The sequence below is a fragment of the Enterobacter sp. BNK-18 genome (assembly GCF_047456135.1).
Lineage (GTDB): Bacteria > Pseudomonadota > Gammaproteobacteria > Enterobacterales > Enterobacteriaceae > Enterobacter > Enterobacter ludwigii.
In genome coordinates, this window is sequence record NZ_CP179899.1 from 1,774,661 (window position 1) to 1,797,758 (window position 23,098).

Sequence of the window (23,098 nt, forward strand, 5' to 3'; positions counted from 1 at the left end):
TTACGCCGCTTTAGGCTGTTTTTCATAGAGGAAATGGAGGATCTGCTGACGCATATGGTGATAGCGGCTATCGTCCGCCAGCTGAACCCGATTGCGCGGGCGAGGCAGGTCAACGTGCAGCACCTCGCCGACGGTGGCCGCCGGGCCGTTAGTCATCATCAGCACCCGGTCAGAAAGCAGCACGGCCTCGTCCACATCGTGGGTGATAAGCACGATGGTGGTGTTCAGCGCCTGCTGGATTTGCATCACCGAGTCCTGCAGATGCGCGCGCGTGAGCGCATCCAGCGCGCCAAACGGTTCATCCATCAGCAGGACCTTAGGCTTCATCGCCAGCGCACGGGCAATGCCAACGCGCTGTTTCATGCCGCCGGAGATTTCCGAAGGCCGTTTATGCAGGGCATGCCCCATCTGGACGCGATCGAGGTTGTGTTCAATCCACTCCTTGCGCTCCGCCTTGCTCATGGTGCGGCGAAAGACCTGATCCACCGCCAGCGCAACGTTGTCGAAGCAGGTGAGCCACGGCAGCAGAGAATGGTTCTGAAACACCACCGCACGCTCCGGTCCTGGCCCGGCGATTTCGCGGTTATCGCAAATCAGCCCACCTTCGGTCGGCAGGGTGATCCCGGCAATCAGGTTGAGCAACGTCGATTTGCCGCACCCGGAGTGGCCAATCAGGCTCACGGTTTCGCCTTCGTCAATATCAAAAGAGACGTTCTGCAGCGCCAGAAACTCGCCGCTGGCGGTAGAAAAACGCTGGCTCACGGCCTGGACCTGAATTAATGGTTTCATCTTCGCTCCTTATTTTTCCTGCCAGCTAAAGCGACGGGCGATCAGCATCAGCCCCTGCTCCAGCAGCAACCCGACCACGCCAATGATGACGATGGCGATGAGAATGTTTTCGACGTTGAGGTTGTTCCACTCATTCCAGATCCAGAAGCCGATCCCCAGCCCACCGGTGAGCATCTCGGCGGCGACAATGACCAGCCAGGCGATGCCAATCGAGAGGCGAACCCCGGTCAGCACCGCGGGCAGCACGGCCGGGAAGAGGATCCGCCGCATGATGGTCCACTCGGAGAGCTGCAGCACGCGGGCAACGTTAAGGTAATCCTGCGGAATACGACGTACCCCTTCGGCGGTGTTAATCACCATTGGCCATATTGAGCAGATAAAAATGGTCCAGCTGGAGGCGGGCTCCGCTTTCTGGAACAGCAGCAGGCCGATAGGCAGCCAGGCTAAAGGACTGACCGGGCGTAACAGTGCGATCAACGGGCTGAACATGCGCGAGCAAAAGGTGAAGCGACCGATCAAGAAACCGAGCGGGATCCCCGCGAGCGCCGCCAGACCAAAGCCCACCGCCACGCGCTGCAGCGAAGCGAGCACGTTCCAGCCGATACCCATATCGTTTGGCCCGTCGCGGTAAAACGGGTCAGCGAAGAGCGTTAATGCGGAATCCAGCGTGCTGAGCGGCGTCGGGAACCCTTTGCTGTTGATCGCGGCCAGCTGCCAGAGCAACACCAGTAACCCGAGCCCCAGCAGCGCCGGGATCACGCGCTGCAGAAGGTCATTCATCCGTCGCGTGAACGTCGGTGCGCGGCGGCGAACCTGTACCGGAGGGAGGGTAATCACTTCCCCGCTCGCCGGCGTCTCGTCTTTCGATTTCGTGCTGTGCAGATGCTGCATAATCAGGCCCCTTTACGGTGAATAGCGAAGCGGTTGGCGTAACCGTCCGGATCGGTACCGTTCCAGACGGTACCGTCCATCAGGGTGCTGCTGCGATACGGTGATGACGGGGTGGATATGCCTCCCACCGCCGTGGCGGCATCCTGCCAGACCGAGGTCTGGTTAATGCGCTGCGCGATGGCGGCATAATCCGGCGCCGATTTGAGCAAGCCCCAGCGGCGGAACTGGGTTAAAAACCACATCCCGTCGGAGAGGTACGGATAGCTGACGGCACCCTCGTTGAAGAAACGGATCGGATGCGCATCCTGCCAGCGCTGGCCAAGCCCGTTGTCGTACTCTCCCAGCATCCGTCCGGTGAGATACTGCTCTTTGGTGTTCAGCCACGCCCGGCGAGAGAGGATTTGGGCGGTCTCACGTTTGTTGTCTGGTGATGCATCGATCCAGCGTGCGGCTTCCAGTACCGCACTCACCAGCGCCCGCGCGGTGTTCGGGTTTTTCTCCACCCAGTCGCGACGTGTGCCAAGAATTTTTTCCGGATGATCGGCCCAGATCGACTGGGAAGTTGCGGCGGTAAACCCGATGCGGTCGTTAATGGCGCGCGCATTCCACGGCTCACCAACGCAAAAGCCGACCATGTTGCCAATCCGCATGTTCATCACCATTTGCGGCGGCGGCACAACCACGGTCCGGACGTCATCGAACGGATTAATGCCCGCGCTGGCCAGCCAGTAGTACAGCCACATCGCATGCGTACCGGTCGGGAAAGTGTGTGCGAAGGTGTAAGTGCCGGGTGCCTGCTGCCCAATCAGCGTTTTCAGCCCGTCAAGATCGCGAACGCCCTTCTCGGCCAGATCGCTGGAGAGCGTGATGGCCTGACCGTTCTGGTTCAGGGTCATCAGGTTTGCCATCTGCTGTGGCTTACCGGCAAGCCCCAGCTCCAGCCCGTACAGCAGGCCGTAAAGAATGTGGGCGGCGTCCAGTTCGCCGGCCACCAGCTTATCGCGCACGGCTGCCCAGCTTGCCTCTTTGGTTGGCACCATGGTGATGCCATATTTTTTATCAAACCCCTTCAGCGCCGCGATAACCACCGGCGCGCAGTCGGTTAACGGTATAAACCCGATGCGCACCGTCTCCTGCTCCGGTTTATCCGAGCCTGCCGCCCACGCGGCCTGCATGACACCCGGTAACAACATGGCGCCGCTCGCCAGCATGCTGGCCTGTAAAAACCGCCGTCTCGACAAATCCGCCATGACCACTCCTGAAAAAAAGACAAAAAAAAGCGCCCACCCGTGCCGAAGCACCGCTGGACGCCTTTATCCCGAAGACAGATGCACCGCCGTTGGCGCACCGTCAAAAATGGTTAATCAGATAATGCAAAGGGAATGCCAGGTTTTACTGCCCTGTTTTCCGGGCGTTTACCGGGAAATCTCCACGACCGCGCACCTCAATCAGGCACTAAATGCCCACTGATTGTGCAGCTACTCCTTAGGGGTTACCTGCCACAAGCTCTTCACGGTGAGCAGCGCGCGGGCGATATCTACCATGCGCTGGTTTTTGTCCATCGCCATTTTACGCAGCGCCGTCCATGCCTGTTCCTCACTCATCTTTTGATGGGTCATCAGTACGCTTTTCGCTTTATCGATGGTTTTGCGCTCTTCGAGCGTATCGCGCAGTGACGCGAGCTGACGGGAAAGCTGTTCTATCTCGCGCGCCTGCTGGCGAACCAGGGTTAACAAGGGCTTATCCGGATAAGAGGCCAGCGGATCGTCCTGCTCCTCAGCCGGTAGCGTGTACTCCTCCTGGCGATGGATACGCTCGTCCACCGCGATCATCAGATCGGCGATAACCATCTCCTCCAGGGTGCGCAGATGCTCAAGGCGTGCCGTTTGCAGAGCAAACCAGGCCAGTGCGGTATGGCCATTGTCAGCGGCTGGCTGGCGGGTACAGGCCACGCGCCTCAGTTGTTCCGTCTCACGGTCAGGCTGGCAATTCTGGGAAAAGGTGGTTTGCACATCCGCCGTGCTGTGGGTCATGAAAATCTCGAAGCAGGCCTGCTGTCCGTCAATCCGGTCCACCAGCCGCTGACGGATGCCATCGTCAAAATAGCCCTGCGTGAAGCCAATGGCGCCCAGCGCCCGCTCTTGTCCCGCCAGCTCTTTACCCTGCATCAGGCTATAAAGCGCGACAAAACGGCCTGCGATTTGCGGATCGTCAATGCTGTCATTAAGCTGCGGTACGATACTGAGCAGATGACGCAGGATGCGACAATAGTGATCCATCGCCTGCGGGGCCGTAATGGTTTGCTGAATAACACCGTCACGAAGGGCTGACAGGTTATCCAGACTGAGCAGCGCGCCGGCTATACGTTCGCACACGCCGCTGCCCTGGAACGGGGAGTGATTATCCAGAACGTCATAAAGCGCAGTGAGGTTCTCATTCACCAGCGCCCGGCTCGCTTTGCATTCGGCAGCGTACAGCTTACCCTGTGAGCAGAGCCAGACGTTAGAGGCTCCACGCTCGCACTGCAGCATATGCACCAGCAGGCTGATGGCGTTAACCAGCACGCCAAGCTGTGCCAGCCTGCTCAGTTGCTCCCGGCGCATCGACCTTGCACGCTGGAGCCATTCGGTCGCACCTGGCGAAATGCCAGCCATTAATGTCATGCTTACTCTCCCGGACAGCGAAACCCTGGATAGCTAAGCAATATTCGTGCCTTTAAAAGAACAGGAGTCAACATGCAAAAGATTGTTATCGTCGCCAACGGTGCGGCTTACGGCAGCGAATCCCTTTTTAACAGCCTGCGCCTGGCGATTGCGCTACGTGATAAAGAGAGTGAACTGGAGTTACGGCTCTTTTTAATGTCGGATGCGGTCACCGCCGGGCTGAAGGGACAAAAACCGGCAGAGGGTTACAACATCCAGCAGATGCTGGAGATCCTGACCGCGCAAAACGTTCCGGTCAAACTGTGCAAGACCTGCACCGACGGGCGCGGCATCACCGGATTGCCGCTGATTGAAGGTGTGGAAATCGGCACGCTCGTTGAACTGGCCGAGTGGACTCTGCGCGCCGATAAAGTATTAACTTTTTAATAATAAACCCGTAAAAATATTATTTTCTTATGGACGCGGTTTCAGCATCAAGTTTACCTGCAGGGTTGCCGATAGGCATGGAAACAACACAGCAGGTATTTCACTTATGTTCAGATCCATTCGTGCACGCATCATTGCCGCGACGACAGGTTGTCTGGTCGTCGCCCTTCTTCTTAATACTGTCATCAATTTTCAGGTCACACGCCAGGATAACCAGCAGTCACAGCGCGACATCCTGACCAGCACCAGCGCCAGCCATAACATGGCGATTGCCGACTGGGTGAAGAGCAAAATGACGGTTATCGCCTCCGCACAAACCGTTGCGCTCAGTGACGATCCGGTTCCGGTCTTTAAACAGCTTGCCCAGGCGGGTGGGTTCACTAACGTATACGTTGGCTATGCCAGCAAAACGGCGAAATTCTCTGAACCAGCGGGCGTACCGGCGGATTATGACCCCACGATCCGTCCCTGGTATCAGCAGGTCGTAAGCCAGGATAGCCCGGTCGTGACCGCGCCTTACGTTGACGCCGGTAGCGGAAAACTGGTGGTGACGTTTGCCGTGCCGGTGAAAGAAAACGGTACTCTGAAAGCCGTGGTGGCTGGCGATGTGGCGATGGACAGCGTGGTTGCTAACGTGCGCGGGATCCACCCAACCCCGGCAAGCAGCGGGCTGCTGCTGAATAGCGATGGCACCGTCATTGCCGCCAGCGACCCTGCCCTGACGCTTAAACCGTTCGCCGAACCCCTCAAAGGCATCGACTTTGCGGCGCTGAAAAGCGGAAACCCGGTAAACGGGACCTTCAATGGCGCCGAAAAAACCTTCGTGGCAACCGCCGTGCCGGGCACGAACTGGATGCTGGTTGTTGCCCTGGACACAGGCGATGCCACCTCCGGAATGCGCTCGCTGCTGAAAGCCTCGGCCATCTCGCTGGTGATCCTGGCCTTACTCAGCGGCGCCATTGTTCACTTCCTGATTGCGCGTCTGTTGAAGCGCCTGTCTGACATTCGCGATGCGATGCATAACATTGCGAACGGCACTAACGATCTGTCGCAACGCCTGCCGGAGAGCGGCGATGACGAAGTGGCGCAAATAGCGCAGGCGTTTAACGCCTTCAGCGACAAGCTCTCGGTGGTGATGGTACAACTGCGGGATGCCAGCGCATCGGTGAAAAACGCCGCGCGGGAAATTGCGGCAGGTAACCAGGACCTCTCAGGGCGTACCGAGCAGGCCGCCTCCAGCCTTCGCGAAACGGCCAGCGCCGTGGAAGAGATCACCGCGTCGGTAACCCAGTCGAACGAGTCTGCGGCTGAAGCCAATGACCAGGCGAGTAAGGCCTCTGCGGCGGCGGCTCGCGGCGGTGAGGTGGTATCGCAGGCCATCAGCACCATGCAGTCCATTGAAGTGGCTTCCGCGAAGATTGGCGACATCACCAGCGTGATTGACGGGATTGCCTTCCAGACCAATATCCTGGCGCTGAATGCCTCGGTGGAAGCCGCACGCGCCGGAGAGCAAGGCCGTGGGTTTGCCGTGGTGGCCGGCGAAGTGCGTAATCTGGCCAGCCGCAGCGCACAGGCGGCGAAAGAGATTAAAACGCTTATCGATTCCACCACCAACAGCGTGGCCACCGGCTCCCGCTACGTTCATCTGGCCGGGGAAAGCATGAACGAAATCCGCTCCAGCATCGGTAGCGTGTCGGGCATCATGCGTGAAATCTCCATCGCCACCAGCGAGCAGATGAAAGGCATCCAGGAGATTAACCATGCGGTGACCCACCTGGACAGAATGGTTCAGCAGAACGCCGAACTGGTGGTGCAATCTGCCGCTGCAGCCGGCGCGCTGCAGAGCCAGGCGGGCGACCTTGCTGAAACTGCCGGGCATTTCCGCATTTAATATTAGGGTGGCGCGCGTTCACCGGGCAAAACGCGCGCCAGAGTAAATTTTCAGGAATTTTGTCATTTTTGTTTAATCGTTACGCCATTTTTTGATCAAAGTCAGCATCCTCACCCTCCCCCTTTGGTGTGATGCCATGAGTGAATTGTGAACAATATCACGCTCGGATATGGCAGCAGGGAGAGCGTTGTTTAAGACTACGGGGTAAAAAATGGCACTGGTAAAAACAAGTTTGAAATTGTTTGGCGGGGATACGGTCGTGGTGCGGTGTTCTGAGCGCTGCCGCATTCATTTGATGAGTTCGAAAGCACAACAACACTCGCAGGCGGATATCCTGACCGTGCAGGATGACAAGGCATGGCTTACCGTGCCGTACACCGGCACGTGGGATGTCCTGATTGACAGCCATAGCCAGTCACTGGAGCATTCCGTAAGCTACGTTGCTGCATAAGTCACAAACGCCCGGTCTGCTCACGCAGCCGGGCGCATTCTCAGGCAAAACCGGGACGCAGCGTATTATTCAGCGGGTTCCCTTCCAGCAGCGCTTTCACCTTCACCACCAGCTCATTCAGACAATCGTCCTTCATGCCGAGGCGCGTCAGCTCCTGGTCGAGCGAAAAGAGATACTGCGCGTTGGTGCCCAGCGGTCCACTGGCGGCAGCGATCAACGGGGCAATGACCTGCGTGCGGGTATCCGCTTCATACAGCGGATGGCGCGGATCCATAATAAACACCAGCGCGTTAACGGTACGTCCGTCATCGAGTTCCAGCTTGCACCAGCTCGGCATATAGCAGCCGGTGATCATCTCGCGCTTCCACAGCAGCGTCAGTTCGTCTTCCAGCGTTGCATCCGGCAGACGGTAGGCCACCCCCGTGGTGCGTCCGCCTTCTTTTAGTGCAAGCATGCGTCCAGGCTGACACGCGCTACCTCGACCGGCCGTCAGGCGCAAACAAAATGCGCGATGCCAGCCAGGAAGTGTGCCTGTTGCCGATTCGACAAATTCGAGAGCCGGGTTCCACATCAGCGAACCGTAGCCAAAAATCCATACCGGGCCATCATCCGGGCGGCACGCCAGCGTGGCAGCGAGCGACGCCGCACGTTGTTCAGCTGACCAGAGAAGCGATTCCTCAATAGCACCAAATGCCGTCTTACAATCTGCCTTCATTAAGAAATCACGCGTTAACACTTTCCACCTCCGCCACTGCATGCTTCCTTGCGACATCTGTAATCCGCCTTCCCGGCATTGTGTGCTGGTCATTTTGCCAGCAGTTGAGTAACGATAAGCAATTCACGGGCCAGTTGCAATACAACGGAAGTTCAACCGCCTGAAAAGTCAAAACGAAGGCAGCGAATGATTTCACGGCTATTTCTTTTTATGCCATTTATCGTCGTCTCCTTTCTCATATTCATGTTTTACTGCGGCCCAGGCGACTTTGTGCGCGGTCTCTTCACGGCTGGCATCATCACGTCGATCTTCTTTATCTTTGTACTGATCCCAGGCGCTGTTAAAGGCCTCTTTGTAGATATCCTGCGCGTGCGCGGGCAATACGTGTTGCACGCTGTCTGGTAATTCGCGTTTCGTTTTATATGGCATCGCTAACCCCTCTTTTGGTTAAAAAGATAAGTGTGGACGACGATACGGCATGGTGCCAGTCAATTAAGAATTATGCGTAAATGATAATTTTAATATTATGTTATTAAAGAATTAATTACAGAACACACCACATTATCAACACCACGAAGCCAAAACATTACAAACAGTAAAATTGAGTAAAAAATCAAGGGTATTTAACAGAGATCTGTTAATTTAATGACTGAAAATTCTATCTATAATTACAAGCACCTGCATTGATGGAGAAGCACATGACAGCAGCACACGAGGCGGTAAAGACCCGCCACAAGGAGACATCACTCATTTTCCCGGTCCTGGCACTGGCTGTGCTGCTCTTCTGGGGAAGCAGTCAGTCACTGCCAGTGGTAGTTGGTATCAATATTCTTGCTCTGGTGGGTATCTTAACCAGCGCCTTTAGCGTCGTTCGCCATGCGGACGTATTAGCCCATCGCCTGGGTGAGCCTTACGGCTCGCTAATTCTCAGCCTTTCGGTGGTTATCCTCGAAGTCAGCCTGATTTCCGCGCTGATGGCGACCGGTGACGCCGCACCGACCCTGATGCGTGACACCCTCTACTCCATCATTATGATTGTGACAGGTGGTCTGGTGGGCTTTTCACTGTTACTGGGCGGCCGCAAATTTGCGACCCAGTACATGAATCTGTTCGGCATAAAACAGTATCTGATTGCCCTTTTCCCGCTGGCAATTATTGTGCTGGTCTTCCCGATGGCATTGCCGGGGGCCAACTTCTCAACCGGTCAGGCGCTGCTGGTTGCGCTGATTTCCGCAGCCATGTACGGCGTGTTCCTGCTGATTCAGACCAAAACGCACCAGAGCCTGTTCGTCTATGAACATGAAGATGACGGCGACGACCCGCATCACGGTAAGCCATCGGCTCACAGCAGCGCGTGGCATACGGTTTGGCTGATCGTACATCTGATTGCGGTTATCGCCGTGACCAAAATGAACGCCAACCCGCTGGAGACGCTGTTAACCGAGCTGAATGCCCCGGTCGCGTTTACCGGTTTCCTGGTGGCGCTGCTTATCCTGTCGCCTGAGGGTCTGGGGGCGTTGAGGGCGGTGCTGAACAATCAGGTGCAACGCGCAATGAATCTGTTCTTTGGCTCGGTCCTGGCGACTATCTCACTCACCGTGCCGGTAGTGACGCTGATTGCCTTTATGACCGGTAACGAGCTGCAGTTCGCGCTGGGTGCGCCAGAGATGATTGTGATGGTGGCTTCACTGCTGCTGTGTCAGATATCCTTCTCGACCGGGCGCACCAACGTGCTGAACGGCGCGGCGCACATGGCGCTGTTTGTGGCCTATCTGATGACGATATTTGCCTAAGCGTTGTTCGGTGAGGCTCTGAGGCCACACCCGCCCCCCCTTCCATCGGAAGAGGAATAACCAAAAAAAAACCCGCCGAAGCGGGTTTTTTTATTAGTGGCTGGTATCCAGCTCGTCGAAACTCTTCACCAGATCGTCAATCGCTTTGATCTGTTTCAGGAACGGCTCCAGTTTAGCCAGCGGCAATGCGGATGGGCCGTCGCACTTCGCGTTGTCCGGGTCCGGGTGCGCTTCAATGAACAGACCGGCCAGGCCAGTCGCCATACCGGCGCGCGCCAGCTCGGTGACCTGCGCACGGCGGCCGCCAGAAGCTGCACCAAACGGGTCGCGGCACTGCAGCGCATGGGTCACATCGAAGATAACCGGAGACTGGTTGGACACGTTCTTCATCACGCTGAAGCCGAGCATATCAACGACCAGGTTGTCATAACCGAAGTTTGCGCCACGGTCACACAGGATCACTTTATCGTTGCCGCCTTCGATAAATTTATCGACGATGTTACCCATCTGGCCAGGGCTCACGAACTGAGGTTTCTTCACGTTGATGACCGCGCCGGTTTTCGCCATCGCTTCCACCAGGTCCGTCTGACGCGCCAGGAACGCCGGCAGCTGGATAACGTCGACAACGTCCGCAACAGGCTGCGCCTGAGAAGCTTCGTGCACGTCGGTGATCACTTTCACGCCAAAGGTCTGTTTCAGTTCCTGGAAAATTTTCATCCCCTCTTCCAGGCCCGGGCCACGGTAAGAGTGAATGGAGGAACGGTTGGCTTTGTCAAAAGAGGCCTTAAACACGTACGGGATACCCAGTTTCTGGGTCACGGTCACGTAGTGCTCGCAGATACGCATCGCGAGATCACGGGATTCCAGCACGTTCATACCGCCAAACAGCACGAACGGCAGGTCGTTTGCCACGTTGATATCACCAATGCTAACCACTTTTTGTTTCATAGGATCGCCTTATTCAGGTGTGAATCGGAATTAAGATTAATGCAGTGTAATTTGTTTGTGCGAGATCGCGTTGATCTGCGCACGAATCATTTCGCTGATCGGGTCTTCCGGGCATTGCTCAACGAAATAATTCAGATCGTTCAGCGCCACATGCTCGCAATCAAGCTGGGCATAAATCAGCCCGCGATCGCGGATTTCGTACGGATCTTCCGGATTAAACTGCAGCAGCACTTCACTGGCACGTAATGCCAGCTCCATCTGACGCTCTTCCATCAGCGCAGATTTCAGCGTATCCAGCAGTTTACGGATCACCTCAGCGTTATCCGCCTCGTCGAGATCTTCATTAAAGAGCTCGGCAACCGGGCTAATATTGCCTTTTAACCAGACGTCCAGCGTATGCTCATCCAGCGTATCGCCGTTAAACGGATTGATGAGCCACATCTCACCGTCCAGCCACTCCGCTCGCAGGATCATCTGCGTCGGGAAAATGACCGGCACCAGTGGAATATCCAGACGATGCGCGACCCACAGCAAAATGGAACCCAGCGCAACCGCGCTGCCCTGACGATTTTTCAAGACCTGATCCAGCCATAGTGCGTCAGACAGACGATACACGCCACGCGTGTCGCAGAAACCCCATTCGCCGTAGAAAAGCTCAAGCAGCTTCTCTAATTGCCAGTCCTGCGGGCGCGCCTGATTGATCTCTTCACGCGCCAGGCTGACCAGATTCTCCAGCTCTTCGTAGACGTACTGCGACGTAAAATCGTCGCGGATCATCTCCGAAATCAGGATCATGCCATCGCAAAGCGGCACTTTATTAAATTCGAAATCGGCTAAGGACTTCATGACTTACCCCAGTAACGGTATTCTTGTGGTGGCGAGTTTAATGATGATGTACAGCACCACCAGCCCCAGCAGAAAGGCGATAAAACCGGTCTGCTGGCTGCGCGGACGACGACGCCCAAGCGCGATAAAACCCAAAACGATGTAGATGATAACGCCAAACAGCTTTTCAGTCAGCCATGCGCCTTTATCAGTAAATGGCAGATAGCCGGTCTTCCACATTAATCCGGCCCCTGAGAGAAACAGCACCGTGTCAATACAGTGCGGCGCAATACGCACCCAGCGGGCGTCAATCAGCGGATTATTGCTGTAACGCCACCAATAACGGACGATGAAAAAGCTGATGGTCAGGACAACGGCTATCAGGTGGGCCGTGATCAGCACAGTAAAGAGACTCATGCACATTGTCCCAGCGTCAGACGGTCGTTGCCGCCATAGTCGCGACAAGTTTCCACCGCTCGATAACCTGCAGCGATGAACACGTCACGCACCGCGTCCCCTTGCGTCCAGCCGTGCTCGACCAGCAGCCAGCCGCCGGGGAGCAAATGCTGTCGTGACGTTGTCACAATATGCACAATATCCGCCAGCCCTTCGTTGGCAGCGACCAGCGCCGTCAGCGGTTCGAAACGCACGTCCCCCTGCGTCAGGTGCGGGTCATGCTCGTCGATATAGGGAGGGTTGCTGACAATCATCCCGAACGTGCGGTTATCCAGCGCGCTAAACCAGCTGCTTTGCAGAACGGTGACGTTCGGGAAGCCCAGACGCGCCACGTTACGCTGCGCCAGCGCTACCGCCTCGGGCATCACGTCAACCGCCGTCACCTCGCAGTCCGGGCGCTCGCTGGCCAGCGCCAGGGCAATTGCACCAGTGCCGGTACCAAGATCGAGAATTCGGCAGGCTTGTGCGGGTAAACGCGACAGCGCCTGCTCCACCAGACACTCGGTGTCCGGACGTGGGATCAGGGTCGCTGGGGAGACGTACAACGGCAGTGACCAGAACTCACGCTCCCCGACCAGATGCGCCACCGGCTCACCGGTTTTGCGTCGGGCAAGCAGCGTAGCGAGCTGCGCTTCCTGCTCAGCGCTCAGCTGGGTCTCGCCGAAAGCCAGCAGGTAAGTGCGGGCTTTCCCTGTCACAAACTCAAGCAAAATTTCGGCGTCACGTTTAGGGCTTTCGCTCGCGGAAAGCTCACTGGCGGCCTGCCGTAACCAGTGCTGAAACTCCATTATTCCTGCTCGGACAGTGCTGCCAACTGGTCGGCCTGGTATTCCTGCACGATAGGCTCAATCAGCATATCCAGCTTTCCTTCCATCACTTCGTCCAGACGGTACAGGGTCAGGTTGATGCGGTGGTCGGTAACACGGCCCTGCGGGAAGTTATAGGTACGGTTACGGTCGCTGCGATCGCCGCTGCCCAGCAGGTTACGACGCGTGGAGGCTTCCGCCTGCTGACGTTTTGCCATTTCAGCCGCGTGGATACGCGCGCCCAGCACAGATAAGGCTTTAGCTTTGTTCTTGTGCTGTGAACGTTCGTCCTGGCACTCCACCACGATGCCGGTCGGCAGGTGGGTAATACGGATAGCGGAATCGGTGGTGTTAACGTGCTGACCACCTGCCCCGGAGGAGCGGAAGGTATCGATACGCAGGTCCGCCGGGTTGATGTCCGGCAATTCTGCTTCAGGCAGCTCTGGCATCACCGCAACCGTACAGGCAGAAGTGTGAATTCGCCCCTGAGATTCGGTGGCAGGTACGCGCTGCACGCGATGACCGCCGGATTCAAACTTCAGACGACCGTACACGCCGTCACCGCTGATTTTAGCGATAACCTCTTTGTAGCCGCCATGTTCACCGTCGTTGGCGCTCATGATCTCAACGCGCCAGCGACGCGCTTCGGCGTAGCGGCTGTACATACGGAACAGATCGCCGGCAAACAGTGCCGCTTCGTCACCGCCGGTCCCGGCGCGGACTTCGACAAAGGCGTTACGCTCATCGTCCGGATCTTTTGGCAGCAGAAGCACCTGCAACTGTTGCTCCATCTCTTCAGCACGCGCTTTTGCATCCAGCAACTCTTCCTGCGCCATCTCGCGCATTTCAGGGTCGTCGAGCATCATCTGCGCGGTTTCAATATCTTCCTGGACCTGTCGCCAGTCGGTAAAGCATTTTGATACATCACTCAACTGCGCGTATTCACGCGAGAGCGCGCGAAAACGTTCCTGGTCAGCAATGGTCCCGGCATCGCCGAGCAGCGCCTGTACTTCTTCATGGCGCTCGTGCAGAGCTTCCAGTTTAGCGACGATAGAAGGCTTCATAGGCGTAAATGCACCTTGTAATAGAAAATGGGTATAGGGCGCTATTCCAGCCCGAGGCTGTTGCGCAGAATAGTCAGGCGTTCATCATCCCCGTCACGGGCGGCCTGCTGAAGAGATTTGGTTGGTGCATGGATCAGGCGGTTGGTCAGTTTCCAGGCCAGATCCTGCATAATGGCTTCTGCGTCGCCACCCTGCTGAAGGGCGGCCAGCGCTTTGGCGGTCAGGTCATCACGCACCTGCTCCGCCTGACCGCGGTACTCGCGGATAGTCTCGCTGACGCTTTGCGCGCGCAGCCAGGCCATAAACTCACTTGTTTCCTGCTCTACAATGGTTTCCGCCTGAACCGCCGCCGCTTTACGCTGGGCAAGGTTATGCGAAATGATGCTTTGCAGGTCGTCCACGCTGTAAAGGTAGGCGTTCGCCAGTTTACCGACTTCCGGTTCGACATCGCGCGGGACGGCAATATCCACCAGCAGCATCGGTTGATTACGGCGGGATTTCAGCGCTCGCTCGACCATCCCTTTACCGATAATCGGCAGCGGGCTGGCGGTAGAGCTGATGATAATATCTGCCTCTTTCAGGCGCTCATCGATGTCGCTCAGCGCAACCACCTCGGCCCCCACCTCGTCCGCCAGCACCTGAGCACGTTCGCGGGTACGGTTAGCGATAATCATCTTTTTAACTTTATGTTCGCGCAGATGGCGCGCCACAAGTTCGATGGTTTCGCCCGCCCCGACCAACATCACAGTGACGGTCGACAGGGATTCAAAGATTTGACGGGCCAGGGTACAGGCCGCGAAAGCAACAGAAACCGCACTGGCACCAATGTCGGTTTCTGTTCGCACACGCTTCGCCACGGAGAATGACTTCTGGAACATACGCTCCAGTTCACTGGCTTTCAGATGCCCTTTTTGCGAATCGGCAAACGCCTTTTTCACCTGACCGAGAATTTGCGGCTCGCCGAGCACCAGCGAGTCCAGGCCACTGGCCACACGCATCAGATGGCTGACTGCATCGTTATCCTGATGCCAGTAGAGGCTATTACGCAGCTCTTCTTCGTTGAGGTTGTGGTAATCACATAACCAGCGGATCAGCGCTTCATGCAGGTTGTCCTGCTCTTCAACGCTTAGGTAGAGTTCAGTACGGTTGCACGTCGAGAGCACCACGCCACCCTGCACCATCGGCTGTGCAAGCAGGCTGTCCAGCGCCAGGTCAAGCGTATCCGGCGAAAACGTGACGCGTTCTCGCAGCGAAACCGGGGCTGTTTTGTGGTTAATACCGAGTGCTAATAGGGTCATGTTGAGCGGGAGTAGTACCAGCGTTAATAAGGTTAGCAGAACGCATCATACAGGATGCGCGAGATCAATAAAAGAGACTGCCCCCTTTCGGAGTAATAGCTTATACAATGCTTTGAGATAATTTGAACGTAGACGGTGGCACCCTTCGACGCTAGCATTAACAGTTATAACTGCAACGTATCTCAAGGATTTGTCCTCATTATGACCCGACTGATTCGCCTGCTGCCCCTGGCGGCACTGGTTCTGACCGCATGTACCGTCACCCAACCTAAAGGCCCGGGCAAAAGCCCTGATTCACCGCAGTGGCGTCAGCACCAGCAGGACGTCCGCAATTTGAGCCAGTACCAGACCCGTGGTGCCTTCGCTTATCTCTCTGATGAACAAAAAGTGTATGCGCGTTTCTTCTGGCAGCAAACCGGGCAGGACAACTATCGCCTGCTGCTGTTAAACCCGCTGGGCAGCACCGAACTGGAGCTTATTGCCAAACCGGGTGAAGCGCAGATCACCGATAACAAAGGCAAGCACTATACCGCCACCGACGCCGAAGAGATGATCGGCAAGCTGACCGGAATGCCTATTCCGCTGAACAGCCTGCGCCAGTGGATCCTGGGCCTGCCGGGTGACGCGACCGACTACCAGCTTGACGACCAGTACCGTCTGAGCCAGGTGAACTACACCCAGAACGGCAAAACCTGGAAAGTGGTGTACAGCGCCTATGACAGCAACACCAGGCCTTCCCTGCCATCCAACATGGAACTGACCCAGGGCAGCCAGCGCATCAAGCTGAAAATGGACAACTGGATCGTTAAATGATGACCCACTGGCCTTCTCCGGCAAAACTGAACCTGTTTTTATACATCACCGGACAGCGTGCTGACGGGTACCATACCCTGCAGACGCTGTTTCAGTTCCTTGATTACGGCGACACGATCGCGATTGGCCCGCGTCAGGACGGCGAGGTTTGCCTGCTGACGCCGGTTGATGGCGTGGCGCATGAAGATAACCTGATCGTGCGCGCTGCACGTCTGCTGATGAAAACGGCGTCGGACACCGGTCGTCTGCCGGCAGGAAGCGGCGCGGATATCCGTATTGAGAAGCGTCTGCCGATGGGCGGTGGACTGGGCGGTGGCTCATCAAATGCCGCCACCGTGTTGGTTGCCCTGAATCACCTCTGGGGCTGCAGATTATCTCAGGATGAGCTGGCAGCGTTAGGCTTAACGCTGGGGGCGGATGTCCCGGTCTTCGTGCGCGGTCATGCGGCGTTTGCTGAAGGGGTGGGCGAAATACTTTCCCCGGTCGAGCCGCCGGAAAAATGGTACCTGGTGGCCCACCCGGGCGTCAGCATTCCGACCCCGGTCATCTTCAACGATCCTGACCTGCCACGGAATACCCCGGTGCGGTCAATAGAAACGTTATTAAATTGTGAATTCAGCAACGATTGCGAGGTTATCGCAAGAAAACGTTTTCGCGAGGTTGATGCGGTGCTTTCCTGGCTGTTAGAATACGCGCCGTCGCGCCTGACTGGCACAGGGGCCTGTGTCTTTGCTGAATTTGACACCGAATCCGCCGCTCGTCAGGTGCTTGAGCAAGCGCCGGTTTGGCTGCATGGTTTTGTAGCACGTGGGATGAACACCTCCCCCCTACAGCAAGCCATTCTGGCGCAGACTGAGTTTCGGTGACAACGTCACCCTGTTCCAGACGTTGCATCGCGCTCTTTAATACACCGCCTGGATAGCATTTCGCCTGGCCCGCACAGTTTGCGGCGAACGCTATCCACCACTGGACGCATGCCTGAGGTTCTTCTCGTGCCTGATATGAAGCTTTTTGCTGGTAACGCCACCCCGGAACTAGCACAACGTATTGCCAACCGCCTGTACACTTCCCTCGGCGACGCCGCTGTAGGTCGCTTTAGCGACGGCGAAGTCAGCGTACAAATCAATGAAAATGTACGCGGTGGTGATATTTTCATCATCCAGTCCACCTGTGCTCCAACAAATGACAACCTGATGGAACTGGTTGTTATGGTCGACGCCCTGCGTCGCGCTTCAGCAGGCCGTATCACTGCTGTTATTCCTTACTTCGGCTATGCCCGTCAGGACCGTCGTGTCCGTTCCGCGCGTGTGCCAATCACTGCCAAAGTTGTCGCTGATTTCCTCTCCAGCGTTGGCGTTGACCGTGTTCTGACCGTTGACCTGCATGCAGAACAGATCCAGGGCTTCTTCGACGTTCCGGTTGATAACGTATTCGGTAGCCCAATCCTGCTGGAAGACATGCTGCAGCTGAATCTGGATAACCCAATCGTGGTTTCTCCGGACATCGGCGGCGTGGTACGTGCTCGTGCTATCGCTAAGCTGCTGAACGATACCGACATGGCAATCATCGACAAACGCCGTCCACGCGCTAACGTTTCTCAGGTGATGCACATCATCGGTGACGTTGCTGGCCGTGACTGCGTGCTGGTTGACGACATGATCGATACCGGCGGTACGCTGTGTAAAGCAGCAGAAGCGCTGAAAGAGCGTGGTGCCAAGCGCGTATTCGCCTACGCGACTCACCCGATCTTCTCCGGCAATGCAGTAAACAACCTCCGCAACTCCGTTATCGACGAAGTAGTGGTGTGCGATACCATCCCACTGAGTGACGAGATCAAAGCGCTGCCAAACGTGCGCACCTTGACCCTGTCCGGGATGCTGGCCGAAGCGATTCGTCGTATCAGCAACGAAGAATCTATCTCAGCAATGTTCGAACACTAATCGAACACGGCCGAAAAACCCGCTGCGGCGGGTTTTTTTGTCTCTGATATTTATTTGTATGATCAATGCCTCCTTCACCTGCCATTTACATGACAGATGATGCGCACACGGATGAGAGATAATTGTGAAACACGTAACCTCCTCACATGTTCTTCCCTTTCGCGCCCTCATCGACGCTTGCTGGAAAGAGAAATACACCGCTTCACGTTTTATGCGTGACCTTATTGCCGGTATCACCGTCGGGATTATTGCCATTCCGCTCGCCATGGCACTGGCAATTGGCAGCGGCGTAGCACCGCAGTATGGGCTTTACACGGCGGCCGTCGCCGGGATTGTGATTGCGCTAACGGGCGGGTCTCGCTTCAGCGTTTCCGGCCCGACAGCCGCATTTGTGGTGATCCTCTATCCCGTTTCTCAGCAGTTTGGCCTGGCAGGCCTGCTGGTCGCCACCCTGATGTCCGGCGTCTTTTTGATCCTGTTTGGTCTGGCCCGTTTTGGCCGGCTGATTGAATACATTCCCCTTTCCGTGACGCTGGGGTTCACCTCCGGGATTGGCATTACCATCGGGACAATGCAGATCAAGGACTTCCTCGGCCTGCAGATAGCCCACGTCCCTGAACATTACCTGCAAAAAGTCGGGGCGCTGTTTATGGCACTCCCCACCGCCAACTCGGGCGATGCCGCCATCGGGATTGTTACCCTGGGCACACTGATTATCTGGCCTCGTTTAGGCATTCGTCTGCCTGGCCACCTGCCCGCCCTGCTGCTGGGCTGTGCGGTGATGGCCATCGTTAATCTCTTTGGTGGCCACGTCGCGACCATTGGATCTCAGTTCCACTATGTTCTGGCTGACGGTTCACAGGGAAGCGGTATTCCTCAACTGCTACCGCAACTGGTACTGCCATGGGATATGCCGGGTTCCAGCTTCACCTTAAGCTGGGACTCCCTGCGCGCCCTTCTGCCCGCGGCCTTCTCAATGGCGATGCTGGGGGCCATTGAATCCCTGCTCTGTGCCGTCGTGCTGGACGGCATGACCGGCACCAAGCATAAAGCCAACAGCGAACTGGTTGGGCAGGGTCTGGGCAACATCATCGCCCCGTTCTTTGGCGGTATTACGGCAACAGCAGCCATCGCCCGCTCTGCGGCAAACGTACGTGCCGGGGCGACGTCGCCGGTATCGGCAGTTATCCACTCAGTGCTGGTGATCCTCGCCCTGCTGGTCCTCGCCCCGCTGCTCTCCTGGCTGCCGCTTTCAGCCATGGCAGCCCTGCTGCTGATGGTGGCGTGGAACATGAGCGAAGCACATAAGGTGGTCAATCTGCTGCGTCGCGCACCGAAAGACGACATCATCGTGATGCTGATTTGTATGTCGCTGACCGTGCTGTTCGATATGGTTATCGCCATCAGCGTCGGGATCGTGCTGGCCTCCCTGCTGTTTATGCGCCGTATAGCGCAGATGACGCGCCTTTCCCCGGTTAACGTAGAGGTACCTGACGATGTGCTGGTGCTGCGTGTGATTGGCCCGTTGTTCTTTGCTGCCGCGGAAGGTCTGTTCAGCGAACTGGAAACCCGTATCGTGGGCAAACGCATTGTGGTGCTGAAATGGGATGCCGTGCCGGTGCTGGATGCGGGTGGTCTGGATGCCTTTCAGCGCTTCGTTTCGCGTCTGCCGGAAGGCTGCGAACTGCGGGTGAGTAATCTCGAATTCCAGCCGCTGCGCACCATGGCGCGCGCTGGCGTGCAGCCGATCCCTGGCCGCCTGGCCTTTTATTCCAACCGTGAAGCCGCGTTAGCGGATCTGTGAATGCCCTGATGCAGAGAAACGTCTCTGCATCATCACGGCTATCGCCTGCTGGAGCCATGCAAGCACGGCAGGCGTCATCCATGTTCCTTTCATCAGATGCGGTTCCTGCTGCATGGCAACGCGAAACTTTTGCTGGGTTTCAGGATTCGTTCCCGCGTATGACTGGAACAATACCCGCCAGTGTTCAGCGAGCATTTGCGCCTCGCCGGAAGACGGGTCAAGGTTTTCCCGCTGCGCCTGATGCAATTTCGCTACCAGTGGCGGCCACTCCATCATGCGATCAAAATAGTGTGCGCGGGTAAAGGCCATCTCTTCTGCAGAGAGATACTTTTCCCAGATGGCAAGCTTCGATTCGGCAAACGCCCGCGTAATATAGTCAGTCATTTCCGCCGTAATACCCGTCTGCTCACGCATCTGCGGCTCGACGCTGTGCATCTCGTTCAGCCGGGTGAGAAATTCCGGCTTACCTGCCGTATCCTGCTCCAGGCGTGACATCCAGCGCGTCGCCAGATCCCTGGCACGGGGATCCGAAACGTCGATATTATGCTTCAGCAGGTTATTTGCCTCAGCAACCAGACCTGACCAGATATCCGCAAGTGCCTCCTTCTGTACGGCAAACGGCAACTGCTGTAACTCCTCTTTGCTAAACCAGCGTTCGTACATATTCATTAACTCCAGAGTCTGTAGCCAGGATTCCAGATTGGGTGCCGCATCGTTGGTAAGCCCGGTACGCAATTCCACCAGTCTCTCGCGCAGCGTCAGCATGCTGCGCAGTTGCTTATCCAGCAAACTGATTTGCGCATCGAGTAATTCGGTTAACGACAGCGACTCCTGTTTCAGAAAATCCCTGATTTCAGCAAGTTCCAGCCCGGCTTTTGCCAGCACCTGAATCATATGCAGACGTTGCACATCCGCCAGATTATACAGCCGGTAACCTGCCGCACTTCTGGCAGAAGGCAGTAACAACCCTGTTTGCTCATAGTGATGCAATGTTCGCACGGTGATCCCGGCACGTTTCGCGAGTTCACCCACCTGAATCAACATAACTGCTCCTTTTACTTTGCCAGTGGCACCACTCTGAAGCCTTACGTTACGTGAGGGTCAACCTTTCATGCAAAAAAAAACGACTCCATGAGGAGCCGTTTCGGTGTTCTTTCGTCGTAGCACGTTAGCTGTGTTTGTGCTGGTCCCTGCGACAGCGCTTATCGTAATGGCGCACCCACCAGTATTTATCGCAGACTTCTTCATGACCACTCACGCGTGCACCGGCAAGCCATAGCACTGCACCAAGGAAGATACTCAATACCGCGCCATGTGCGAAGTATTGCGGAAGGTCAAGTTGCGGCAATTGGTTTAAAATTGAATAACCCACGCCAGCGACCATCACAAACAGTCCCAACCCCATCAGCACATTACCGAGTATCGAAGCGTTTTTGCGTTTCATATGTCACCTCCGGAACTTTGGGTTGTAAGGGGAAAAGCCCCTGATCCTTGTGTGTAAAGTATAGACAACGGCTCTTTTATGAGTTGCGTGAATGATCACATTTACAGATAACTCCCAGACAAAAGTTTACAAATAAGACATTGAACAGCTTGAAATTCTAATTGTTCAGATAAGTAATTATTCATATCTCGCGGTTCGGGTAGCAGAATTTTGTCAAGCGGCGCGTCAGACAGTAAACTACGCGCCAGATCTGGAACCCATTAGGAATTGAATCGTGACGATTAAACTGATTGTCGGCCTCGCGAACCCAGGCGCAGAGTACGCGGCGACCCGCCACAATGCCGGCGCCTGGTACGTTGATCTGCTGGCCGAACGGTTACGTGCTCCCCTGCGTGAAGAACCAAAATTCTACGGGTATACCTCACGTATCAATCTTGCTGGCGCAGATGTCCGTCTGCTGGTGCCCACCACCTTTATGAACCTGAGCGGCAAAGCTGTTGCAGCCATGGCGACGTTTTATCGCATTAACCCGGATGAAATTCTGGTGGCCCACGATGAACTGGACCTGCCCCCCGGTGTGGCAAAATTCAAACTGGGCGGTGGTCATGGCGGTCACAATGGTCTGAAAGACATTATCAGCAAGCTGGGCAATAACCCCAATTTCCACCGTTTGCGCGTGGGAATCGGCCATCCGGGCGATAAAAACAAAGTTGTCGGTTTCGTACTGGGTAAGCCACCGGTTTCTGAGCAGAAACTGATTGACGAAGCGGTCGACGAAGCGGTGCGCTGCACCGAAATCTGGCTGCAAGATGGCCTAACCAAAGCGACAAACCGCTTACACGCTTTCAAAGCGCAATAATCCGCCCGATACGGCTTTTTTACCGCGCGTGATGCGGGTTACGTGTATAATAGGCGTAGTTATTTACTTTTCATCAATCGGTTATCGTTAACGGATTGATTATCAAGATATTAAGGTGATTTAGAAATGGGATTCAAATGCGGTATCGTCGGTCTGCCAAACGTGGGCAAATCCACCCTGTTCAACGCGCTCACCAAAGCAGGTATTGAAGCGGCGAACTTCCCGTTCTGTACCATCGAACCGAACACCGGCGTTGTGCCAATGCCCGATCCGCGTCTGGACCAGCTCGCGGAAATCGTGAAGCCGCAGCGCATTCTGCCGACCACCATGGAGTTCGTGGACATCGCGGGCCTGGTGAAAGGTGCATCCAAAGGCGAAGGCCTCGGTAACCAGTTCCTGACCAACATCCGTGAAACGGAAGCAATTGGTCACGTTGTCCGTTGTTTCGAGAACGACAACATTATTCACGTTAACAACAAAGTGGACCCGGCTGACGACATCGAGGTGATCAACACCGAGCTGGCACTGTCTGACCTCGACACCTGTGAACGCGCTATTCACCGCGTGCAGAAGAAAGCCAAAGGTGGCGACAAAGACGCGAAAGCAGAACTGGCTGCGCTGGAAAAATGTCTGCCACAGCTGGAAAACGCGGGCATGCTGCGCGCGCTGAAAAACCTGACAGAAGAAGACAAGGCGGCGATCAAATACCTGAGCTTCCTGACTCTGAAGCCAACTATGTACATTGCCAACGTTAACGAAGACGGTTTCGAGAACAACCCGTACCTGGACAAAGTGCGTGAAATCGCGGCGGCTGAAGGTTCAGTGGTTGTAGCGGTTTGCGCTGCCGTTGAATCCGACATTGCAGAGCTGGACGACGCTGACCGTGACGAATTCATGGCCGAGCTGGGTCTGGAAGAGCCAGGCCTGAACCGCGTGATCCGCGCAGGCTATGAGCTGCTGAACCTGCAGACCTACTTCACCGCTGGCGTGAAAGAAGTGCGTGCGTGGACGATTCCTGTCGGTGCGACTGCGCCTCAGGCGGCCGGTAAGATCCACACCGACTTCGAGAAAGGCTTCATTCGTGCGCAGACTATCGCGTTTGAAGACTTTATCACCTACAAGGGTGAGCAAGGCGCGAAAGAAGCAGGCAAGATGCGTGCGGAAGGGAAAGATTACATTGTTAAAGATGGCGATGTGATGAACTTCCTGTTTAACGTTTGAT

General features: G+C 56.1%; 24 protein-coding genes. 10 read left to right on the forward strand and 14 right to left on the reverse strand.

Translation table 11 applies throughout. The features are described 5' to 3' along the window. The 4 genes from ACMGG3_RS08480 to nasR form a co-directional block, all read right to left on the reverse strand. On the reverse strand, positions 1-789 hold the full coding sequence (locus ACMGG3_RS08480; protein ID WP_414149782.1) for an ABC transporter ATP-binding protein: 789 nt from the start codon (positions 787-789) through the stop codon (positions 1-3). 9 nt (positions 790-798) lie between these two features. Further along, positions 799-1,680 (reverse strand): nitrate ABC transporter permease, encoded by an 882-nt coding sequence (ntrB, locus tag ACMGG3_RS08485; RefSeq protein ID WP_014170482.1) that lies wholly within the window; start codon positions 1,678-1,680, stop codon positions 799-801. Between the two features lie 2 nt (positions 1,681-1,682). Further along, positions 1,683-2,930 (reverse strand): CmpA/NrtA family ABC transporter substrate-binding protein, encoded by a 1,248-nt coding sequence (locus ACMGG3_RS08490; RefSeq protein ID WP_121339561.1) that lies wholly within the window; start codon positions 2,928-2,930, stop codon positions 1,683-1,685. Positions 2,931-3,158: 228 nt separating this feature from the next. Then, positions 3,159-4,343 (reverse strand): nitrate regulatory protein NasR, encoded by a 1,185-nt coding sequence (gene nasR / locus ACMGG3_RS08495; RefSeq protein ID WP_113656314.1) that lies wholly within the window; start codon positions 4,341-4,343, stop codon positions 3,159-3,161. Between the two features lie 72 nt (positions 4,344-4,415). Between nasR and ACMGG3_RS08500 the strand changes: the two genes are divergently transcribed. The 3 genes from ACMGG3_RS08500 to ACMGG3_RS08510 all read left to right on the forward strand — a co-directional run bounded on the left by ACMGG3_RS08500 (position 4,416) and on the right by ACMGG3_RS08510 (position 7,111). Continuing rightward, the gene (locus tag ACMGG3_RS08500; RefSeq protein WP_020882353.1) at positions 4,416-4,769 is read left to right on the forward strand and encodes a DsrE/DsrF/TusD sulfur relay family protein; all 354 of its coding nucleotides are present in this window, start codon (positions 4,416-4,418) and stop codon (positions 4,767-4,769) included. Positions 4,770-4,875: 106 nt separating this feature from the next. Next, positions 4,876-6,660, forward strand: coding sequence for a methyl-accepting chemotaxis protein (locus ACMGG3_RS08505; RefSeq protein ID WP_086532407.1), 1,785 nt, complete (start codon positions 4,876-4,878; stop codon positions 6,658-6,660). A gap of 211 nt (positions 6,661-6,871) precedes the next feature. Continuing rightward, a complete protein-coding gene (locus ACMGG3_RS08510; protein WP_014170489.1) occupies positions 6,872-7,111 on the forward strand; it encodes a DUF1883 domain-containing protein in 240 nt (79 codons plus the stop codon). A gap of 40 nt (positions 7,112-7,151) precedes the next feature. Here the strand turns inward: ACMGG3_RS08510 and ACMGG3_RS08515 are convergent, their stop codons facing one another. Both ACMGG3_RS08515 and chaB read right to left on the reverse strand, forming a co-directional pair. Further along, complete coding sequence (locus ACMGG3_RS08515; protein WP_020882351.1) at positions 7,152-7,847, reverse strand: gamma-glutamylcyclotransferase; 696 nt, start codon at positions 7,845-7,847, stop codon at positions 7,152-7,154. Positions 7,848-8,024: 177 nt separating this feature from the next. Next, entirely contained in the window at positions 8,025-8,255 is a 231-nt protein-coding gene (gene chaB, locus ACMGG3_RS08520; RefSeq protein ID WP_032680829.1) for a putative cation transport regulator ChaB, read from the reverse strand. A gap of 269 nt (positions 8,256-8,524) precedes the next feature. Between chaB and chaA the strand changes: the two genes are divergently transcribed. Then, the gene (gene chaA, locus ACMGG3_RS08525; protein WP_020882349.1) at positions 8,525-9,619 is read left to right on the forward strand and encodes a sodium-potassium/proton antiporter ChaA; all 1,095 of its coding nucleotides are present in this window, start codon (positions 8,525-8,527) and stop codon (positions 9,617-9,619) included. 93 nt (positions 9,620-9,712) lie between these two features. Here the strand turns inward: chaA and kdsA are convergent, their stop codons facing one another. The 6 genes from kdsA to hemA are packed head-to-tail and all read right to left on the reverse strand — an operon-like array spanning position 9,713 to position 15,016. After that, positions 9,713-10,567: a 3-deoxy-8-phosphooctulonate synthase gene (gene kdsA, locus ACMGG3_RS08530; RefSeq protein WP_014170494.1), complete on the reverse strand. Its 855-nt coding sequence runs from the start codon at positions 10,565-10,567 to the stop codon at positions 9,713-9,715. Between the two features lie 36 nt (positions 10,568-10,603). Then, positions 10,604-11,413: an invasion regulator SirB1 gene (gene sirB1, locus ACMGG3_RS08535; RefSeq protein WP_414149783.1), complete on the reverse strand. Its 810-nt coding sequence runs from the start codon at positions 11,411-11,413 to the stop codon at positions 10,604-10,606. A gap of 3 nt (positions 11,414-11,416) precedes the next feature. Then, the gene (sirB2, locus tag ACMGG3_RS08540) at positions 11,417-11,809 is read right to left on the reverse strand and encodes an invasion regulator SirB2 (RefSeq protein ID WP_252067966.1); all 393 of its coding nucleotides are present in this window, start codon (positions 11,807-11,809) and stop codon (positions 11,417-11,419) included. Next, positions 11,806-12,636, reverse strand: a complete 831-nt coding sequence (gene prmC / locus ACMGG3_RS08545) for a peptide chain release factor N(5)-glutamine methyltransferase (RefSeq protein WP_333098263.1) — start codon at positions 12,634-12,636, stop codon at positions 11,806-11,808. The genes sirB2 and prmC overlap by 4 nt, the downstream gene beginning before the upstream one ends. Then, on the reverse strand, positions 12,636-13,718 hold the full coding sequence (gene prfA, locus ACMGG3_RS08550) for a peptide chain release factor 1 (protein WP_020882346.1): 1,083 nt from the start codon (positions 13,716-13,718) through the stop codon (positions 12,636-12,638). The genes prmC and prfA overlap by 1 nt, the downstream gene beginning before the upstream one ends. 41 nt (positions 13,719-13,759) lie before the next feature. Continuing rightward, positions 13,760-15,016: a glutamyl-tRNA reductase gene (gene hemA / locus ACMGG3_RS08555; protein WP_014170500.1), complete on the reverse strand. Its 1,257-nt coding sequence runs from the start codon at positions 15,014-15,016 to the stop codon at positions 13,760-13,762. Positions 15,017-15,217: 201 nt separating this feature from the next. On the opposite strand from hemA, the gene lolB reads away from it, so the two are divergent. The 4 genes from lolB (at position 15,218) to dauA (ending at position 19,573) form a co-directional block, all read left to right on the forward strand. Further along, entirely contained in the window at positions 15,218-15,829 is a 612-nt protein-coding gene (gene lolB, locus ACMGG3_RS08560; protein ID WP_020882344.1) for a lipoprotein insertase outer membrane protein LolB, read from the forward strand. After that, positions 15,826-16,695 carry a 4-(cytidine 5'-diphospho)-2-C-methyl-D-erythritol kinase gene (gene ispE / locus ACMGG3_RS08565; protein WP_014170502.1) on the forward strand — a complete coding sequence of 290 codons (870 nt, stop codon included), beginning with the start codon at positions 15,826-15,828 and terminating at the stop codon, positions 16,693-16,695. Before lolB ends, ispE begins: the two co-directional genes overlap by 4 nt. Before the next feature lie 126 nt (positions 16,696-16,821). Further along, on the forward strand, positions 16,822-17,769 hold the full coding sequence (gene prs, locus ACMGG3_RS08570) for a ribose-phosphate diphosphokinase (protein ID WP_003856663.1): 948 nt from the start codon (positions 16,822-16,824) through the stop codon (positions 17,767-17,769). Between the two features lie 124 nt (positions 17,770-17,893). Beyond that, the gene (dauA, locus tag ACMGG3_RS08575) at positions 17,894-19,573 is read left to right on the forward strand and encodes a C4-dicarboxylic acid transporter DauA (protein ID WP_333179276.1); all 1,680 of its coding nucleotides are present in this window, start codon (positions 17,894-17,896) and stop codon (positions 19,571-19,573) included. Here dauA and ACMGG3_RS08580 read toward each other — a convergent pair. Continuing rightward, on the reverse strand, positions 19,559-20,617 hold the full coding sequence (locus ACMGG3_RS08580; RefSeq protein WP_020882341.1) for a MerR family transcriptional regulator: 1,059 nt from the start codon (positions 20,615-20,617) through the stop codon (positions 19,559-19,561). The genes dauA and ACMGG3_RS08580 overlap by 15 nt on opposite strands. 124 nt (positions 20,618-20,741) lie before the next feature. Then, positions 20,742-21,017 carry a stress-induced protein YchH gene (gene ychH / locus ACMGG3_RS08585; RefSeq protein ID WP_014170506.1) on the reverse strand — a complete coding sequence of 92 codons (276 nt, stop codon included), beginning with the start codon at positions 21,015-21,017 and terminating at the stop codon, positions 20,742-20,744. A 274-nt stretch (positions 21,018-21,291) separates the two neighbouring features. Between ychH and pth the strand changes: the two genes are divergently transcribed. Further along, the gene (gene pth / locus ACMGG3_RS08590; protein WP_006175913.1) at positions 21,292-21,876 is read left to right on the forward strand and encodes an aminoacyl-tRNA hydrolase; all 585 of its coding nucleotides are present in this window, start codon (positions 21,292-21,294) and stop codon (positions 21,874-21,876) included. A gap of 126 nt (positions 21,877-22,002) precedes the next feature. Continuing rightward, a complete protein-coding gene (ychF, locus tag ACMGG3_RS08595) occupies positions 22,003-23,097 on the forward strand; it encodes a redox-regulated ATPase YchF (RefSeq protein WP_014170508.1) in 1,095 nt (364 codons plus the stop codon). Position 23,098 lies beyond the last annotated feature (1 nt).

Coding starts and splice junctions, on each gene's coding strand:
- ACMGG3_RS08480 (WP_414149782.1), bottom strand. CDS start 789: ATGAAACCATTAATTCAGGTCCAGGCCGTGAGCCAGCGTTTTTCTACC.
- ntrB (WP_014170482.1), bottom strand. CDS start 1,680: ATGCAGCATCTGCACAGCACGAAATCGAAAGACGAGACGCCGGCGAGC.
- ACMGG3_RS08490 (WP_121339561.1), bottom strand. CDS start 2,930: ATGGCGGATTTGTCGAGACGGCGGTTTTTACAGGCCAGCATGCTGGCG.
- nasR (WP_113656314.1), bottom strand. CDS start 4,343: ATGACATTAATGGCTGGCATTTCGCCAGGTGCGACCGAATGGCTCCAG.
- ACMGG3_RS08500 (WP_020882353.1), top strand. CDS start 4,416: ATGCAAAAGATTGTTATCGTCGCCAACGGTGCGGCTTACGGCAGCGAA.
- ACMGG3_RS08505 (WP_086532407.1), top strand. CDS start 4,876: ATGTTCAGATCCATTCGTGCACGCATCATTGCCGCGACGACAGGTTGT.
- ACMGG3_RS08510 (WP_014170489.1), top strand. CDS start 6,872: ATGGCACTGGTAAAAACAAGTTTGAAATTGTTTGGCGGGGATACGGTC.
- chaB (WP_032680829.1), bottom strand. CDS start 8,255: ATGCCATATAAAACGAAACGCGAATTACCAGACAGCGTGCAACACGTA.
- chaA (WP_020882349.1), top strand. CDS start 8,525: ATGACAGCAGCACACGAGGCGGTAAAGACCCGCCACAAGGAGACATCA.
- kdsA (WP_014170494.1), bottom strand. CDS start 10,567: ATGAAACAAAAAGTGGTTAGCATTGGTGATATCAACGTGGCAAACGAC.
- sirB1 (WP_414149783.1), bottom strand. CDS start 11,413: ATGAAGTCCTTAGCCGATTTCGAATTTAATAAAGTGCCGCTTTGCGAT.
- sirB2 (WP_252067966.1), bottom strand. CDS start 11,809: ATGAGTCTCTTTACTGTGCTGATCACGGCCCACCTGATAGCCGTTGTC.
- prmC (WP_333098263.1), bottom strand. CDS start 12,636: ATGGAGTTTCAGCACTGGTTACGGCAGGCCGCCAGTGAGCTTTCCGCG.
- prfA (WP_020882346.1), bottom strand. CDS start 13,718: ATGAAGCCTTCTATCGTCGCTAAACTGGAAGCTCTGCACGAGCGCCAT.
- hemA (WP_014170500.1), bottom strand. CDS start 15,016: ATGACCCTATTAGCACTCGGTATTAACCACAAAACAGCCCCGGTTTCG.
- lolB (WP_020882344.1), top strand. CDS start 15,218: ATGACCCGACTGATTCGCCTGCTGCCCCTGGCGGCACTGGTTCTGACC.
- ispE (WP_014170502.1), top strand. CDS start 15,826: ATGATGACCCACTGGCCTTCTCCGGCAAAACTGAACCTGTTTTTATAC.
- ACMGG3_RS08580 (WP_020882341.1), bottom strand. CDS start 20,617: ATGTTGATTCAGGTGGGTGAACTCGCGAAACGTGCCGGGATCACCGTG.
- ychH (WP_014170506.1), bottom strand. CDS start 21,017: ATGAAACGCAAAAACGCTTCGATACTCGGTAATGTGCTGATGGGGTTG.
- ychF (WP_014170508.1), top strand. CDS start 22,003: ATGGGATTCAAATGCGGTATCGTCGGTCTGCCAAACGTGGGCAAATCC.